The sequence below is a fragment of the Mesorhizobium sp. B2-4-17 genome (assembly GCF_006441275.1).
In the GTDB taxonomy this organism is placed as follows: domain Bacteria; phylum Pseudomonadota; class Alphaproteobacteria; order Rhizobiales; family Rhizobiaceae; genus Mesorhizobium.
Map to the genome: position 1 here is coordinate 39,177 of NZ_VFUX01000011.1, position 16,815 is coordinate 55,991.

Here is a 16,815-nt window from a genome sequence, read left to right on the forward strand (position 1 = left end):
AACCACATGCATAGGGACTAAAGCCGGTCGGGGAGCACAGGTCACTGGCACAGAAGATCAAGCTGTCGACGATCGCGGATGCGCTCGGCGTGTCCACCGCCACGGTGTCACTGGCGCTGCGCGACAGCCCGCTGGTTGCCGGCAGCACGCGCGATCGCATCAAGGAACATGCGCGCGCCATCGGCTACATCTACAACCGCCGCGCCGCCAGCCTTCGCACCTCGCGCTCGGGCATTGTCGGCGTCGTCGTCCACGACATCATGAACCCGTTCTTCGCCGAGATCCTGCGCTCGATCGAAAGCGAACTCGACCGCAGCCGGCAGACCTTCATCCTGTCCAACCACTACGACCAGCTCGAGAAGCAGCGCACCTTCATCGACACGCTGCTGCAGCTCGGCGCCGACGGCGTCATCATGTCGCCGGCCATCGGCACGCCAGCTTCCGACATCCTGATGGCCGAGGAGAACGGCCTGCCGGCAGTGCTGATCGCCCGCACGGTCGAGGGCGCCGACGTGCCGGTGTTTCGCGGCGACGATGCTTACGGCACCGGCCTTGCCACCAACCATTTGATCTCGCTCGGGCACAAGCGCATCGCCATGATCGGCGGCACCGACCAGACCTCGACCGGCCGCGACCGCTACCAGGGCTATGTCAACGCCATGGAGGCGGCGGGGCTCGAAGTCAGACCGTCCTGGCGCATCGCCGGGCCGCGCACAAAGCAGGCCGGCTTCGAAGCCGCCGGGCAATTCCTGGCGCTGAAGGACAAGCCGACCGCCGCCTGCTGCTGGAACGACCTCGTCGCCATCGGCCTGATGAACGGCATCGCGCGTGCCGGTTTGGTGCCGGGCATCGACATCTCCGTCACCGGTTATGACGATCTCGAGGAAGCTGCGATCGCCACTCCGGCGCTGACCACCGTCTGGAACGGCCAGCGCGAGGTCGGCCGCCGTGCCGCCAGCGCGCTGCTCGACAAGCTCAACGGGCAGACGGTGCGGCCCTCGCAGGAATTGATCAAGCCGGAGCTGCATGTGCGTCAGTCGACCGGCAAGCCGGTGGAGCGTGCATGACCAAGGCTGAACAGCTCGATACCATTGCCGTTCTGGTGCCGGCGGATTTCAGCGGCCATGCGGCAGAGCGTATCGACCGCACGTTCAGGCGCGTCGGGATCGAGCGCACCGATCCGGCGCTGGTCACCGAGGAGATGCGCCGCACGGTGCGTGGCATAGCCTCCTTTGCCGGCATCGGCGCGGCGATGATGGACGCATTGCCCAATCTCGAGATCATCGCCTCCTTCGGTGTCGGCTACGATTCGGTCGATGTCAGCCATGCGGCGGCGAAGGACATCATGGTCACCAACACGCCCGACGTCTTGACCGAAGAGGTTGCGGACACGGCGATCGGGCTGCTCATCAATACGGTCCGCGACCTGCCGCGCGCCGAGACCTGGCTGCGTGACGGCAGTTGGGTGCGCAAGGGCAACTATCCGCTGAGCCGGCTGACCTTGCGTGGTCGCAGCGTTGGTATTTTCGGCATGGGCCGTATCGGGCAAGCCATTGCCCGGCGGCTGGAAGCGTTCGGCCTGCCGATCGCCTATCACAACCGGCGTCGTGTCGAAGGTCTTGCCTACCAGTATCATCCGACACTGAAGGGCCTTGCCGAAGCGGTCGACACGCTGATTTCGGTCGCACCCGGCGGAATTTCGACGCAGAAGGCGGTCAACGCCGAGATCCTGTCGGCGCTCGGCGCCAACGGTGTCTTCGTCAACATCGGCCGCGGCAGCACGGTCGACGAGACGGCCCTTGCGGCGGCTCTTGCCGACGGCACCATCGCCGCCGCCGGGCTCGATGTCTTCGCCGACGAACCTAACGTGCCCAAGGCGCTGCTCGACGCGCCGAATACCTCGCTGCTGCCGCATGTCGGCTCCGCCTCGGAGCATACGCGCCGCGCGATGGCGGATCTGTGCGTCGATAATCTGGTGTCCTGGTTCAGCGACCGCCGGCCGCTGACACCGGTGCCCGAGACCGCGCATGTGAAGGCTCGCAGCTGAGCGGCCAGGCCACCATATTATTAACGCCAGCTTAACCCTTTGAAATCATTTTTTATCCAGAAGTTCGCAGGGTGAAGAAAGAATGAAAGTGCTTTCCGCACTGATTGCCGTCGCCGCGCTGTTTGGCGGCGTCCAACTGTTTCACGGCGGCAATGGCGAAAGCGTCGCCGAAGACGCCCCGGCGCCCGGCAACACCTACAGGCTGGTCGCCAATGGCGACGAAGGGGCCTGCGCGGTCACGCGCGGCGCCCCGGTCTCGGACGGCCTGTCGCTGTTGACGGTAGCGCCCAATTGCCGGCGGCTCTTGCCAGGCATCGAACAGGCAAAATTTTGGCGTGAAGGACAGGACGGAACGGTCGCGTTCAGCGCGAACGGCATCGATCCGATCGTGACCTTCGCCGTGGCCGATGGCGGCGGCTATGAATCCTACGCCCCGACCGCACCTTTGCTGTCGCTGGCGGGCGATCGGAAGACTGAAGACTGATTATTCCGCAGCGGCCCGTGCACCGGCTTTTGCTGTGGCGTGCAGGCGCACCGCATCGCCGAAAGCGCGGAAGATCTTGGCCGAGATGCTGTCCGATTTGACCCAATATTCCGGGTGCCACTGGACACCGACCGCGAAGGCGCGGGCATCCCTGACCGAAACCGCCTCGACCGTGCCGTCGGCAGCGACGGCTTCGAGCTGCAGTTTCGGGCCGAGCCGGTCGACGGCCTGGCGGTGCACCGAATTGACCATGATCTCGCCCTCCCCGAACACGCCGGCCAGGCAGCTTCCGGACTTGATCGTCACCCTCTGGCGGATGCCGAAGCGCTCGTCCTGATTGTCGCTCACCGGTGCGCGGTGGTCGAGCGAACCCTCGCGCTCCTGGATCTCGGTCGCCAGCGTGCCGCCCAGCGCCACATTCATCTCCTGGATGCCACGGCAGATGGCAAGCAGCGGCACGCCACGCTCGATCGCCCTGCGGATCAGCGGCAGCGTGGTGGCGTCGCGGGCCGGGTCGTAGGGGCCGTTGGCTTCACTGGGGTCGCCGCCGTAGAGCGAGGGGTGGACGTTGGATTTCGAGCCGGTGACCATCACACCATCGACCGATGACAGGAGTTCATCGAAGTCGAGCCTGTCGCCGAACGACGGCACCAGCAAGGGAAACACGCCCGCACCCACGATTGCGGCTTCCAGGTATTGCTGCGGGGCGGCATGCCAGGTGTAGTTGTCGAACTGGCGGACGTCGGTCGATATGGCGACGAGCGGCTGATGCATTTTGGGTCTGTTTTCCATCTGGCAAGGGATGTCCTGCCCTCAAAATAGGCGATCCCCTGGCTTTTTTCCATGCCAAGTTTCAGCGTGTCGGATAGGCCAGCAGACAGCCCGTTAGACTATAGTGGCAAGGTCGCGCGCCTGCGCTGTCAAATCCCTCCGCTATGCTGGACTCGACTTCTTGCCCGTGTATTGTCTCGTCCCGACCGATCCGGATACGAAGCTTGTCCTCGGCATCGGTCTGTTGATCCAAAAGGGAGGACTTCATGGATCGTCGTTCGTTCATTCGCAAGGCCGGCGTGACCGGTGTCGGCGCCGCTGCGGCGGCGGCAACTCTGGCGGCACCGGCTATAGCCCAGTCCAATCCCAAGGTGACATGGCGGCTTGCGTCGTCGTTCCCGAAGTCGCTCGACACCATCTATGGCGGCGCCGAGGTGTTTTCCAAGATGCTGTCGGAAGCCACGGATGGCAATTTCCAGATCCAGGTCTTCGCCGCCGGCGAACTCGTACCCGGCTTGCAGGCCGCCGACGCCACCACGGCCGGCACGGTCGAGGCCTGCCACACGGTGGCATATTACTATTGGGGCAAGGATCCGACCTGGGCGCTGGGCGCGGCGGTCCCCTTCTCGCTCAACGCGCGCGGCATGAACGCCTGGCATTACCATGGCGGCGGCATCGACCTGTTCAACGAATTTCTCGCCACGCAAGGCCTGTTCGGCCTGCCGGGCGGCAACACCGGCGTGCAGATGGGCGGCTGGTTCCGCAAGGAGATCAACACCGTCGCCGACCTGTCAGGTCTCAAGATGCGCATTGGCGGCTTTGCCGGCAAGGTGGTGCAGAAACTCGGCGTCGTGCCGCAGCAGATCGCTGGCGGCGATATCTACCCGGCGCTGGAAAAAGGCACCATCGACGCCGCCGAATGGGTCGGTCCCTATGACGACGAGAAGCTCGGTTTCTACAAGGTCGCGCCCTATTACTATTATCCCGGCTGGTGGGAAGGCGGCCCGACCGTCCACCTGATGTTCAACAAGGCGAAATACGAAGAACTTTCGCCGACTTACAAATCGCTGCTGCGCACCGCCGCGCAGGCCGCCGACGCCAACATGCTGCAGAAATACGATTATGTGAATCCGCCGGCGGTGAAGCGGCTGGTGGCTGGCGGCGCGAAGCTGCGTCCGTTCAGTCAGGACATCATGTCCGCCTGTTTCGAGAAGGCGAACGAGGTCTATGCCGAAATGGAGGCCTCGAACGCGCCGTTCAAGAAGATCTGGGAATCGATCAAGGGCTTCCGCAAGGAGCACTATCTCTGGGCGCAGGTAGCGGAATACAATTACGACACGTTCATGATGGTGCAGCAACGCAACGGCAAGCTGTAGGTCGCGACCAGCCCCTTCTCCCCGTCACTATACGGGGAGAAGGTCCCGGCAGGGGGATGAGGGGCGGCGCCAACCCTGATCGAGACAATTGCCCTGCACGGAAGAGCTAGTGGCCCGGCACCACCAGCACCTTGACCTCGCCCGGCGCGGGCGGATTGGCAATCACCGCCGGGGCCTCTCCAAGGGTGACCTGCCTGGAAATCAGCAGGTCGATCTCGATCGCGCCTGACGCGATAAGCTCGGCGGCACGGCGGTGCGTGTAGGGATTGAGGAACGAGCCCACCACCTTCAGTTCCCGGAACAGGAGGTCGAAGGGCTCGAATTGCGCCTTCATGCCTTGCGGCGTCACACCGACAATGACGACCGTGCCGCCGGCTCTCGCGACCCGCATCGACTGCTCCACGGTGTCGCGCACGCCGGCGCATTCGAACACCACGTCGGCGCCGCCTGGCATCAGCCCCGTCGGCCCGGCAATGGCATCGATGACATCGGCGGCGGCGGGATCGACCGTCGCCGTTGCGCCGAGCCTCTCGGCAAGCGCGCGCCGCGAGGCCTGCCTTGTCGACAGGATGATCGTCGTGGCGCCTGCCAGCCGCGCCAGTTGCACGGTGAGCAGGCCGATGACGCCGCCGCCGAGCACGACCACCGAACTGCCCGGCTTGATCTCGGCAAGGTCGACGCCATGCAGGCAGCAGCCAAGCGGCTCGCAGAACGCGCCATGTGTCGGCGGCAAGCCGGCGGGCAGGACAAAGGCCTGTTTCTGCGGCAGCACGACAAAGTCGGCGAAACCGCCGTCGCGGTGGATACCGATGGCGTTGAGATTGCGGCAGAGATTGACCCGGCCGGCATGGCAATGCGGGCAACGGCCGCAGGCGATATTGGGGTCGCCGGTGACGCGGTCGCCGACGGCGAAGCCGGAGACGGCAGGGCCGATCGCCTCGACGATGCCCGAAAATTCATGCCCGGGCGTTACAGGCGGTCGGCAGGGAAATTCGCCATGAAACAGGTGCCGGTCGGTGCCGCAGACGCCGCAGGCCTCGATCCGCACCAGAAGCTCGTCCGGCCCCGGAAAGGGCTTGGCGATCTCGCGCAGCGAGATGCTGCCCACCGCCTCCAGTCGCACTGCTTTCATGGCGTCGCCCCCATCAGTTGAAGCTCGGTGGCTGCGAAAGGTCCGGCGCCGGAGCGGCCGGCTTGGCTGGCGGCGTGTCACCGAAACTCGGCGGTTGTGACAAGTCGGGTGCCGCGGGCGCGGCCGGCGCCGTACCGCCATTGGCCGGCGCCGTGCCGCCCGCCGGCGGCGAGCCGAGCGGCGACAGGCCGGGCGCTTCCGGTACCTGATAGTCGATCACGCCGGGTTCGACCGCCGAGCCCTTGTAGCGCATCACCATTTGCGGGAAGGCAATGGTCAGCCCGATCATGATCACCTGGATGCAGACGAACGGCACGGCTCCCCAATAGATCTGTCCGGTCGTTACCGGCGCGATCTGCTTGCCCGTGAGACGGTCGAGATAGGGCACGCGCGCTGCCACCGAGCGCAGGTAGAACAGCGCGAAGCCGAACGGCGGATGCATGAAACTGGTCTGCATGTTGACGCCCAGAAGCACGCCGAACCAGATCAGATCGATGCCGAGCTTGTCGGCTGCCGGCGCCAGCAGCGGCACGATGATGAAGGCCAGTTCGAAGAAATCGAGGAAGAAGGCGAGGAAGAAGACCAGGATGTTGACGCCGATCAGGAAGCCGACTTCGCCGCCCGGCAGAGAGGTGAGCAGATGCTCGACCCAGATCTGGCCGTTGACACCGTAGAAGGTAAGCGAGAACACGCGCGCCCCGATCAGGATGAACAGCACGAAGGATGACAGCCGGGTCGTCGAGGCAAGCGCTTGCTTGACCACGTCCAGCGACAGCCGGCCCTTGGCCGCTGCCATTGCCAGCGCGCCGACCGCGCCCATGGCGCCGCCTTCCGTCGGCGTGGCGATGCCGAGGAAGATGGTGCCGAGCACCAGGAAGATCAGGGCCAGCGGCGGAATGAGCACAATGACGACCTGCTGCGCCAGCCGCGACATCATGCCGATCTTCATGCCGCGATCGAGGACCGCGACGACGTAGATGAAGATGACGCCGACGGCCGCGCCGAGAATGTCCGCGTTGTCGCCATGCGCGGGTACCAGATAGCGGTAGGCCGCGTAGGCGATCGCCACGGCCGCCATCAGCGCGACCGCCAGCGACACCACACCATGGCCGAGTGTCCGTGCCTCGAGAGGCAGGGCCGGCATCGACTTTGGCCGGACGATCGACATGAGCAGGATGTAGCTGGTGTAGAGGCCCGTCAGCACGAGGCCGGGGATCAGGGCGCCGGCATACATGTCGCCGACCGAGCGGCCGAGCTGGTCGGCGAGCACGATCAGCACCAGCGATGGCGGGATGATCTGGGCAAGCGTGCCTGATGCCGCGATGACACCGGATGCTACCCGGCGGTCGTACCCATAGCGCAGCATGATAGGCAGCGAGATCAGCCCCATGGCGATGACGGATGCCGCGACCACGCCGGTGGTCGCGGCCAGCAACGCGCCGACGAAGATCACGGCGTAGGCGAGGCCGCCCCGGATCGGTCCGAACAGCTGGCCGATCGTGTCGAGCAGGTCCTCGGCCATGCCGGATCGTTCAAGCACGATGCCCATGAAGGTGAAGAACGGGATGGCCAGCAGCGTGTCGTTCGACATCACCCGGCTGCCGTAGAAATTGTCCGGAAGCGCATAGAGCAGCGGCCAGGCGAGGTTGATCGCACCGCCCGAATAGGGCGTCAAAAGCACGCCGATGAAGAAGAACAGCAGGCCATTGGCGGCGAGCGAAAAGGCGACGGGATAGCCGATCAGCATGAACAGGATCAGCGAGGCGAACATGATTGGAGCCATGTTCTGGGCGATGAACTCCATCACGAGCGCACCTCGCCAAGCGCCTTGGTCTCTTCCACGAGCGCCTTGGCTTCGAGTTCCGCCTGTTCATGCGCTGATATGAAGGGATTGGGATCATCCATAGCCCCGCGCATGATGGCGATCTTCTTGATGATCTCGGAAATGCCCTGCAGTGCCAGCAGGAAGAAGCCGGCAAGCAGGATCGCTTTCGCCGGCCAGACGATCAGCCCGCCGGCATTGGTCGACATTTCGCCGCTGTGGAACGACAGCGATACGTAGGGCACGAAATAGAACACCATCAGCGTCACGAACGGCATCAGGAAGAAGACGTGGCCAAGGAGGTCGATCCAGTGCTGTACGCGACGCGGGAACAGGCCGTAGACGATGTCGATGCGGATATGCTCGTTCTGCTTCAGCGTGTAGGCGGCGGCCAGCATGAAGGCGGCGCCGAACAGGTACCATTGCAGCTCCAGCCAGGCGTTGGACGAGGTGTCGAACACCTTGCGGATGACGGCATTGGCGGCACTGACCAGGATCGCCAGCAGGATCAGCCATGAAATCCACCGGCCGATGAACTCGTTGATACGGTCGATCGTCCTGGATAGAGCGAGAAGCCCTGCCATGCCTTCCTCCCTGATGGTGGTGACGCGCGATTCCCCCTTCGTCGCGCCTCCTGGACCAACGGTATGCAGTGCGTGGTCCGGTTGGTCAACACGAGGAGCGAGGATGCGCCCCGTCGATCCATGCGGCATGGTGGAAAACCGCAGCCTGACGGAACGTCATGCAACCAAAGTCTGATGGGATCAGACGGCCTTGCCGGCGTCCCGGCCGGCGCCGACCAGGATCAGCATGGCCACCAAGAACAGGTACATCCAGGCATCGCGCCATTCGACCGGGAAATAACCGGCCCATAGCGATTCGGCCATGCCGAAGACGGCTGCGCCAAGGGCTGCCCGTGGCGGCGACAGATAACCGCCGACCGCTGTCACAAAGAGGATTTTCAGGCCATAGACGAGGCCGGAGCCAAAGCCGACATTGCCATAGTAGAGACTGGCCATGACACCGGCCAGCGCGGCGCAGAAACCGCCAAACAGGACGGCGCGCCGGAATACGCCGCGCACGTCGATGCCGCACATGGCGGCAGCCCTTGGATCGTCGGAGACAGCGCGCCAGGACCGTCCGAAGTTGGAGCGGGCAAACGCCCAGGTGGCGAGTGCGACCGCCGCCAGGATCACCGCGCAGTCGAGCGTCTGGATCAGCGTCAGCGTCGCTTTGAAGCCGGAGCCTTCGGCGAAAACGATGGGCTGGGCCAACAATGGCGGCAGCCACAGATCATGCGTGTCGGCTGCGATGCGGCTCGCTTCAGACAGGACGAGCAGGATACCGAGCGTGGTCACCACGATGGCATTGGGCGAGCGGTCGGCCAACGGTTCGAAGACGCTCCGCGACAGCACATGGCTGATGAGCGCGGCATAGAGGAACGCGGCGAGGATGCCGAGCAGCACCGACGCCAACACCGTCAGCCATAGCACCTGGTAGCCGAAGGCGACGGTCAGGATCATGGCCTGGCCACAGAAGGCGAACAGCGCGCCATAGGCGAGGTTGGTGCGGTGCAGGATGCCGTTGGTCAGCACGTAGCCGAAGGCCAGCAGTGCATAGAGCGCGCCTGAATGCAGCCCGTTCAGCACCTGCTGGAAGAAATAGAGCATGCAAAACCCTCAAAGCATGTCGCCCAAAAGTGCGAAGCGGTTTTTGGGACAACGACATGCTTAACGACAACAGGCGCATGTCGCCCAAAAGTGCGAAGCGGTTTGGGGGACGACGTGCTCAAGACAAAACGACGATACCATGCGCGCCGGAAAGGTTTGCATCGCTGAATCTAACTTGTCAAATGCGATTTATCGGTTAGATTTTTGGACTATGACAGTTGCCTGGACCCCACACCGCTTCACGGGCGGCCTGCTTGCGCTCGACACGGCGAACACCGTCGTGTTGCGTGGCGATCCGGAACGGACATTCGACCGCTTCGAGGATCCCGCCGAAATCGCGCGCTTTGCCGACGCGGCCAGCGGCTTTCGCGCCACTGAGCTTGGCGGCAGGCGACTGGCGGTGTCCTCGCCGGCAGCAATCGCGCCCGTCGTGCTGTCGATCCGCGAGGCGACCGACCGGCTGTTTCGCGGCGCGGTGTCGAAGGGCGCGGTCGCTACGGCCGACCTGCCCGAATTCCTGCGGGCCTGTGCCGAGGGGCTGGCCGGCAGCCACACCGAGATCGGTGCGCCGGGAAGGCCCTTCGGGAATCCCGCGACACCGATCGCCTTCGAGGCGGCGCTGGCGGTTTCAGCGCTTTCGCTGCTGCGTGACGACACGGTCGCGAGGCTCAGGATTTGTCCCAACTGCACCTGGCTGTTTGTCGACAGAAGCCGCAATTCCAGCCGCCTCTGGTGCGACATGGCGGTGTGCGGCAACCGCCAGAAGGCAAGTCGTCACTATCGCCGCCGCCGCTTGGCGGCCAGTGAGGTCAAGGATGCCTAGAGGATTCTCACGTGCGATCGGTGCCGGCGCCATGTTGATTGCCGCCGTTGCGCTCGGCGCCTGTCGCGATACCGGCGGCGAGGGTAAGCTGTTCGAGGTTTCCGGCAAGATATTCGTCTTCAACTACCGTCTCGCCAGGGCCACCTATGTGGTGACGCTGCGGCCCCTGCAGCCGATGGGCGAGGGGCAGGTGGCGGTTGCCAGCTTCCAGAATCCCGCCGGCGGCGCGCCTTTCGTGGTCGAGCAGAAGGTCTGGCCGAAGCTCGACAAGGTTAGCCTGGAGAGCCCGGCGCTGACCTGTATCGTCAAGAACAAGCCTTATGCCATCGCCATCACCATCAGGGGTGCCGACGGGACGGCCCTGCAGAAGATCGACACCACGCTAATGTCGACGGAAGACCAGTCGATCCTGCCCGACCGGCCGCTGGTCATCGACCAGCTCTATACGGCCAATCCCGACCTTGCCGGCCATCCCGACGGCAAACTGCCGGGTGAGCCGAAGCCGGATTGCTCGAAAGCCGGCTGACATCCTCTGACGACATCGATTTTATCTGAAATTTTCGTACGCGGTTGCAAGGTTGGCGAACCGTTTCCTGCGCGGCCCAGCGCCCGGCGGACCGTTTGTTGCGCGTTGCCTGGCCTCTTCGATTTTGTTTGACCTGCCTTGCAAGGGGAGAAAGGATGCGTCATCCGATCCCGACGTTGGCTGCTGCCCCGCGCGGCCTTCGCAGAGGAAATGCCTGATGACGCTGCATGATGTCGCGCTCGACGACAAGTTCGACCTCGGGAAGGAGCGCATCTTCCTGTCCGGCGCGCAGGCGGTCATCCGCATGCTCCTGATGCAGCGCGAGCGCGACCGCCGCGCTGGCCTCAACACCGCCGGTTTCGTCTCCGGCTATCGCGGCTCGCCGCTCGGCGGCCTCGACATGCAGTTGTGGAAGGCGAAGAAGCAGCTCGCCGGGGCCGATATCGTCTTCCAGCCCGGCCTCAACGAAGAGCTTGCCGCCACCGCTTGCTGGGGATCGCAGCAGACGGAATTGCTGGGCGAGGGCACCCATGACGGCGTCTTCTCCGTCTGGTATGGCAAGGGTCCGGGCGTCGATCGTTCAGGCGACGTGTTCCGCCATGCCAATCTCGCCGGTTCGTCGAAGCATGGCGGCGTGCTCGCGCTCATGGGCGACGACCATATGGCCGAATCCTCGACCAATGCGCATGCCACCGAATTCCTGTTCGTCGACGCCATGGTGCCGATCCTCAATCCGGCTGGGGTCCAGGAGATCATCGATTACGGCCTCTATGGCTTTGCCATGTCGCGTTTCGCCGGCACCTGGGCGGCGATCAAATGCGTCAAGGACAACATCGAATCGACGGCCTCTGTCGATGCTTCGCTCGAGCGGTTGAACATCGTCGTGCCGGAGTTCGACATGCCGCCGGGCGGTCTCAACATCCGCCACGAAATCGACATGCTCGGCCAGGAGGAGCGGCTGCACGAATTCAAGCGCGCAGCCGCCTCCGCCTTCATCCATGCCAACGGGTTGAACCGCATCATCTATTCGGGTGGTCGCAACCCTAAGCTCGGCATCATCACGCTGGGCAAGAGCTATCTCGATGTCCGCCAGGCGCTGGAGGATATCGGAATCGACGAGGCGGCCGCCAACCGCATCGGCGTACGGCTGTTCAAGGTCGGCTGCCCCTGGCCGCTCGACCTGCATCATATCGCGGAGTTTGCACGCGGTCTCGACACCATCATCGTCGTCGAGGAGAAGCGCTCGCTGATCGAGGTGCAACTGCGCGAAGGCCTCTACGGCACCGCCTCGCAGCCGGTTATCGTCGGCAAGAAAGACGAGCGCGGCGACTGGCTGTTCCCGGCCAAGGGCGCGCTCGACCCCAACGAGATCGCGATTGCCCTTGGCGAGAGGATCGTCAAAACCGTCGGTGCGTCCGAAGAGATCTCGGCGCGGGTGGCGAAGCTGCGACAGTTCCAGGCGATGCTGGCGGACACCACCGATATCGGTTCGCGCACGCCCTTCTTCTGTTCCGGCTGTCCGCACAATTCCTCGACCAAGGTGCCGGACGGCTCGATCGCCGCCGCCGGCATCGGCTGCCATTTCATGGCGCTGTGGATGGACCGCAACACCCTGGGCTTCACGGCCATGGGCGGAGAGGGCGCGCAATGGGTCGGTCAGGCACCGTTCTCCAAGCGCGACCACATCTTCCAGAACCTCGGCGACGGCACCTACAACCATTCCGGTACGCTGGCGATCCGCTTTGCGCTGTCGAGCGAAGCCAACATCACCTACAAGATCCTCTATAACGACGCTGTCGCCATGACCGGCGGCCAGCCGCATGAGGGCGGTCTGACGGTGGACATGATCGCCAGACAGGTGCGGGCCGAAGGCGTCGACCGCATCGCCATCGTCACCGACGAGCCCGACAAATATGCCAGCAAGGCCGAATTCCCGGCTGGTGCCACCATTCACCACCGCGACGACCTCGATCTCGTCCAGCGCGAGCTGCGCGACGTCAAGGGCGTATCGATCCTGCTCTACGACCAGACCTGTGCCGCCGAAAAACGCCGCCGCCGCAAGCGCGGCACCTTTCCCGATCCCGACAAGCGCGTCTTCATCAACGAGCTGGTCTGCGAGGGCTGCGGCGATTGCGGCGTGCAGTCGAACTGCGTCTCCATCCAGCCCGTCGAGACCGAATTCGGCCGCAAGCGCAAGATCGACCAGTCGAGCTGCAACAAGGATTTCTCCTGCGTCAACGGCTTCTGCCCGTCCTTCGTCACCGTGCACGGCGCCAAGATCCGCAAGGCCGAAGGATTGGCCGGCAAGGCCGATCCGCTCGACGGCGTGCCCATGCCCACCGAATTCCCGCTGGGCGCAGAGGGCTGGGCGGCGATCATCGACGGTGTCGGCGGCACCGGCGTCGTCACCGTGGGTGCCGTGCTCGGCATGGCGGCCCATCTCGAGGACAAAGGCTGTGGCATGATCGACATGGCCGGCCTCGCCCAGAAGGGTGGCTCGGTGTTCACCCATGTCCGCATCGCCCGCACGCCGGACGACATCCATGCCATCCGTGTCTCCGCGGGCAAGGCCGATCTCGTGCTTGGCTGCGACCTCGTCGTGTCGGGCGCCAAGAAAGTGCTGACGGCTGTCCGCGAGGGACATACGATCTTCCTCGCCAACACCGCCGAGATCATGCCTGGCGAGTTTGCCCGGTCGGCCGATTTCTTCTTGCCGGTCGAACGGCTGAAGAAGGCGATCCGTGCCGCCGCCGGCGACGAGAAGGCGCATTTCTTCGACGCGACCCGCACCGCCACCACCCTGTTCGGCAATTCGCTCGGCGCCAACATGTTCATGCTTGGCTTTGCCTTTCAGCATGGCGGCCTGCCGTTGTCGGCGGAAGCCATTGAAAAGGCTATTGAATTGAACGGCGAAGCGGTGGCGATGAACATCGCCGCCTTCCGCTGGGGCCGCCGCGCCGCACACCAGCCGGATTTTGTGCGCGGTCTCATCACCAAGCCCGGCAAGGTGACGCAGGCAGCTGCGATCGCCGAGACGCTGGACGAGATCATTGCCCGCCGTGTCACCTTCCTGACCGGGTATCAGAACGCCGCCTACGGCAAGCGTTATGCCGACAGGATTTCGGCACTGCGGGCGGCCGAAACGAAGGCCATACCGGGTTCGACCGTTGTGACCGCGGCGGCCGCCAAAAGTCTGTTCAAGCTGATGGCGATCAAGGACGAATACGAGGTGGCGCGGCTCTATACCGACGGCTCCTTCGCCGCCGAGCTTGGAAAGCAGTTCCAGAGCTACGAGAAACTCGAATTCCATCTCGCGCCACCCATCATGGGACGGCGCGGCAATGACGGCAAACCGAGGAAATCGAGCTTCGGCCCGTGGATGATGAAGGGTTTTCGCCTGCTTGCGGCGATGAAGGGGCTGCGTGGCACCGCTTTCGACCCGTTCGGGTACACCGGCGAACGGCGCATGGAACGGCAATTGCTGGCTCAATATGAGGCCGACCTGGAATTGGTCGCCAGGTCGCTGGCGCCGGGCAAGGCCGAGGCGGCGGTCGCCCTCGTTTCGGTCCCCGCGCTCATCCGTGGCTACGGCCATGTCCGGCAAGCCAGTGCCGAAAGGGCCGCAGGCGAGCGTCAAAGGCTGCTCGAACGCTTGGCGGCGGCGCCGGCAAGGCCCGAGCTTCAGGCCGCCGAATGATCCAAAAAGCGCCTAAAATCAGGCGTTTCAGCCCAGGCTAAAGGTTTTTTAATGGGACTATGCCAAGGCTGGGGCTCATTGGGCGCCAGTAATGGGCAAAACAAAAACCGATAACATCCCAGTGGATGTTTATATCCAGTTTGTGCGCTCGTTGTTCGACAACGCGCATATGCTGGTCATCGGCGCGCTTTGCCACGCTGTAATCAGCCTCATGGTCTACTGGCGCAACGGCCAGCCTATTTTCCTGGCTCTGGCCGGCGCGCTGCTCGGCATCGGCGTCTGGCGCTACTTCAGCCTGCGGCGGTTCCATCGCTCGGGCGGCGAGATGCGCGACGCCGCCGATGCAACGAAGTGGGAGCGCGAATACATCCTGAAGGGCAGCCTTCAAGGGCTGTTGCTGGGGTTCTTTTGCTTCATTTCCATCTATGTCTACTCTGACTCCTATGCCGAGATCGGGGCGCTTTCGGTAACGCTTGCCTCCCTGGTGACTGTGGTCGGCCGAAATTACGGCTCGCCTCGCATGGTCATGATCTTCGCGGTCACCTTCGTCGGGCCGATCGCCGCTGCACTCATTCTCAGGTTCGACATCCCCTACGTCGTGCTTGGCCTGCTGATCATCCCCTTCATGTTCATCATCAAGGGCAGCGCCGACCATGTCCGCAACGTGCTGTTTTCGGCCGTCGTAGGGCACAAGCAGGCGAGGCAGATCGCGCAGCGCTTCAACCGCGCCCTCAACACCATGTCGCATGGCCTGGTCATGCTCGGGCCCGACGGCAAGGTGGTCGTCGGCAATGCCGAGGCTGCCCGTCTGATGTCGCTCAAATCGCCGGACCAACTGCTGGGACGGTCGATTCATTCACTGCTGCTGCGCGGCGTTGCCGGCGGCATGCTGGCGCCGAAGGACTGCCGCTACGTCGAGGCGCAGCTGACGCGTGCGCTGCGCGAGGGCCGCGACCGCAAGGTGCTGGTTTCCTTTTCCAACGGTCAGCACTTTGAATTCTCTGCCCGCGAAGGCAACCAGGAATTGGGGGTCATCACTTTTGAAGACGTCACGGCGCGTGTCGAGGCGGAGGACAAGATCCGTTTCATGGCGCGCTACGACAACCTCACCGGCCTGCCAAACCGCGCCTATTTCCATGAGCTGGTCGGCGAATCGATGGCTTCCGGCGAGCGTGATCGCCTGTGCGGCCTGGCCGTGGTCGACCTTGACGATTTCAAGAGCGTCAACGACACCCTCGGCCATCCCGTCGGCGATGGCCTGATCTATGCCGTCGCCGAGCGGCTCGCGGCCATCGCCGGGCGCGGCATTACCGTCAGCCGTTTCGGTGGTGACGAATTCATGATGTTCTTCGACCGCATCGAGGACGAAAGCCACCTGGCCAGCCTGCTCGACCAGATTTTCGCCGACCTGCAGGGTGAGGTCGACGTCGCGGGTCATGGGTTGCGGATCCAGGCCAGTGCCGGCGCGGTGCTGTCCAAAGTCGATGAAACCGATGTCGACGCCATGATCGTCAAGGCGGACCTGGCGCTTTACAAGGCCAAGGAGCTCGGCAAGAACGGCTGGCGACTGTTCGAGGCCGCCATGGATGCCGCGTTCCGCAACCGTCAGCTGATGAAGGCGGATTTGCGCACCGCCGTGGAAGGCAAGGGCCTGCGGGTCGTCTACCAGCCGATCGTGGCGATGAACACCATGCGCATCGCCAGCTGCGAGGCGCTGTGCCGCTGGGACCATCCCGATCTCGGGCCGATTTCGCCTAGCGTCTTCATTCCGCTGGCCGAGGAGATGGGCATCATCTCCGAGATCAGCACCTTCGTACTCCAGGCGGCCTGCGCCGAATGCGCCAAGTGGCCCGACCAGACCAGCGTCTCGGTCAATCTTTCCGCCAGGGATTTCCGCAACGGCGACATCATCCGCAAGGTGCGCGATGCGCTTGACTCTTCCGGGCTCGCCGCCGGCCGGCTCGAGATCGAAGTCACCGAAACCGCCCTGCTCGACGACAAGTCCCTGACGCGCCAATATATCGAGGAACTGAAACACCTCGGCGTGCGCATCGCCCTCGACGATTTCGGCACCGGCTATTCAAGCCTGAGCTACCTCCACAAGCTGCCGCTCGACAAGATCAAGATCGACCGGTCGTTCGTGATGGACGTCACCCAGAATCCACGGTCGCTCGAGCTGTTGAAGGGCGTCGTCAACCTGACCCGTATCCTGGGTCTCACCGTCACCATCGAAGGCGTGGAGACGTTCGAGCAGCTCAAGATCCTGCTGCATTCGGTGAAGCCGGATCTTGTCCAAGGCTTCCTGTTCGGCGCGGCGCTCAGCGCGTCGGGCATCGAAGCCATGTCCAATGCGACCTGGCCCTTCGCTGCGGAATTGCAGCCGGCTGCAAAGCGCGCCGCCACCTGAAATCCAGCCATCGAGCCCTGCTTCTCCCCGTATGTGCAATTTACCATTTGTTAACGTTAA

The 16,815-nt window shown here is 63.9% G+C and carries 13 protein-coding genes; 8 read left to right on the forward strand and 5 right to left on the reverse strand.

All coding sequences use genetic code 11. The features are described 5' to 3' along the window. Window positions 1–44: 44 nt before the first annotated feature. From FJ548_RS10730 to FJ548_RS10740, 3 genes are all read left to right on the forward strand, one after another. Window positions 45–1,067: a LacI family DNA-binding transcriptional regulator gene (locus FJ548_RS10730; protein WP_140606744.1), complete on the forward strand. Its 1,023-nt coding sequence runs from the start codon at window positions 45–47 to the stop codon at window positions 1,065–1,067. Further along, window positions 1,064–2,047: a 2-hydroxyacid dehydrogenase gene (locus FJ548_RS10735; RefSeq protein ID WP_140606745.1), complete on the forward strand. Its 984-nt coding sequence runs from the start codon at window positions 1,064–1,066 to the stop codon at window positions 2,045–2,047. The genes FJ548_RS10730 and FJ548_RS10735 overlap by 4 nt, the downstream gene beginning before the upstream one ends. A gap of 82 nt (window positions 2,048–2,129) precedes the next feature. Beyond that, a complete protein-coding gene (locus FJ548_RS10740; protein ID WP_140606746.1) occupies window positions 2,130–2,531 on the forward strand; it encodes a hypothetical protein in 402 nt (133 codons plus the stop codon). Here FJ548_RS10740 and FJ548_RS10745 read toward each other — a convergent pair whose 3' ends face one another. Then, a complete protein-coding gene (locus FJ548_RS10745; protein ID WP_140606747.1) occupies window positions 2,532–3,305 on the reverse strand; it encodes a gamma-glutamyl-gamma-aminobutyrate hydrolase family protein in 774 nt (257 codons plus the stop codon). A gap of 263 nt (window positions 3,306–3,568) precedes the next feature. On the opposite strand from FJ548_RS10745, the gene FJ548_RS10750 reads away from it, so the two are divergent. Beyond that, window positions 3,569–4,678, forward strand: a complete 1,110-nt coding sequence (locus tag FJ548_RS10750; RefSeq protein WP_140695338.1) for a TRAP transporter substrate-binding protein — start codon at window positions 3,569–3,571, stop codon at window positions 4,676–4,678. A gap of 106 nt (window positions 4,679–4,784) precedes the next feature. Here FJ548_RS10750 and FJ548_RS10755 read toward each other — a convergent pair whose 3' ends face one another. The 4 genes from FJ548_RS10755 to FJ548_RS10770 all read right to left on the reverse strand — a co-directional run bounded on the left by FJ548_RS10755 (window position 4,785) and on the right by FJ548_RS10770 (window position 9,302). Next, entirely contained in the window at window positions 4,785–5,810 is a 1,026-nt protein-coding gene (locus tag FJ548_RS10755; RefSeq protein ID WP_140777852.1) for a zinc-dependent alcohol dehydrogenase family protein, read from the reverse strand. 13 nt (window positions 5,811–5,823) lie between these two features. Next, window positions 5,824–7,617 carry a TRAP transporter large permease subunit gene (locus FJ548_RS10760; RefSeq protein ID WP_181168762.1) on the reverse strand — a complete coding sequence of 598 codons (1,794 nt, stop codon included), beginning with the start codon at window positions 7,615–7,617 and terminating at the stop codon, window positions 5,824–5,826. After that, complete coding sequence (locus tag FJ548_RS10765) at window positions 7,614–8,216, reverse strand: TRAP transporter small permease subunit (protein ID WP_140777854.1); 603 nt, start codon at window positions 8,214–8,216, stop codon at window positions 7,614–7,616. Before FJ548_RS10765 ends, FJ548_RS10760 begins: the two co-directional genes overlap by 4 nt. Window positions 8,217–8,396: 180 nt before the next feature. Continuing rightward, entirely contained in the window at window positions 8,397–9,302 is a 906-nt protein-coding gene (locus FJ548_RS10770) for a branched-chain amino acid ABC transporter permease (protein ID WP_140777855.1), read from the reverse strand. Window positions 9,303–9,513: 211 nt separating this feature from the next. Between FJ548_RS10770 and FJ548_RS10775 the strand changes: the two genes are divergently transcribed. From FJ548_RS10775 to FJ548_RS10790, 4 genes are all read left to right on the forward strand, one after another. Continuing rightward, window positions 9,514–10,125, forward strand: coding sequence for a CGNR zinc finger domain-containing protein (locus FJ548_RS10775; RefSeq protein ID WP_140777856.1), 612 nt, complete (start codon window positions 9,514–9,516; stop codon window positions 10,123–10,125). After that, window positions 10,118–10,651, forward strand: a complete 534-nt coding sequence (locus FJ548_RS10780) for a hypothetical protein (protein ID WP_140777857.1) — start codon at window positions 10,118–10,120, stop codon at window positions 10,649–10,651. The genes FJ548_RS10775 and FJ548_RS10780 overlap by 8 nt, the downstream gene beginning before the upstream one ends. A 217-nt stretch (window positions 10,652–10,868) precedes the next feature. After that, a complete protein-coding gene (locus FJ548_RS10785) occupies window positions 10,869–14,348 on the forward strand; it encodes an indolepyruvate ferredoxin oxidoreductase family protein (protein ID WP_140777858.1) in 3,480 nt (1,159 codons plus the stop codon). Between the two features lie 91 nt (window positions 14,349–14,439). Next, on the forward strand, window positions 14,440–16,755 hold the full coding sequence (locus FJ548_RS10790; protein ID WP_140606756.1) for an EAL domain-containing protein: 2,316 nt from the start codon (window positions 14,440–14,442) through the stop codon (window positions 16,753–16,755). Window positions 16,756–16,815 lie beyond the last annotated feature (60 nt).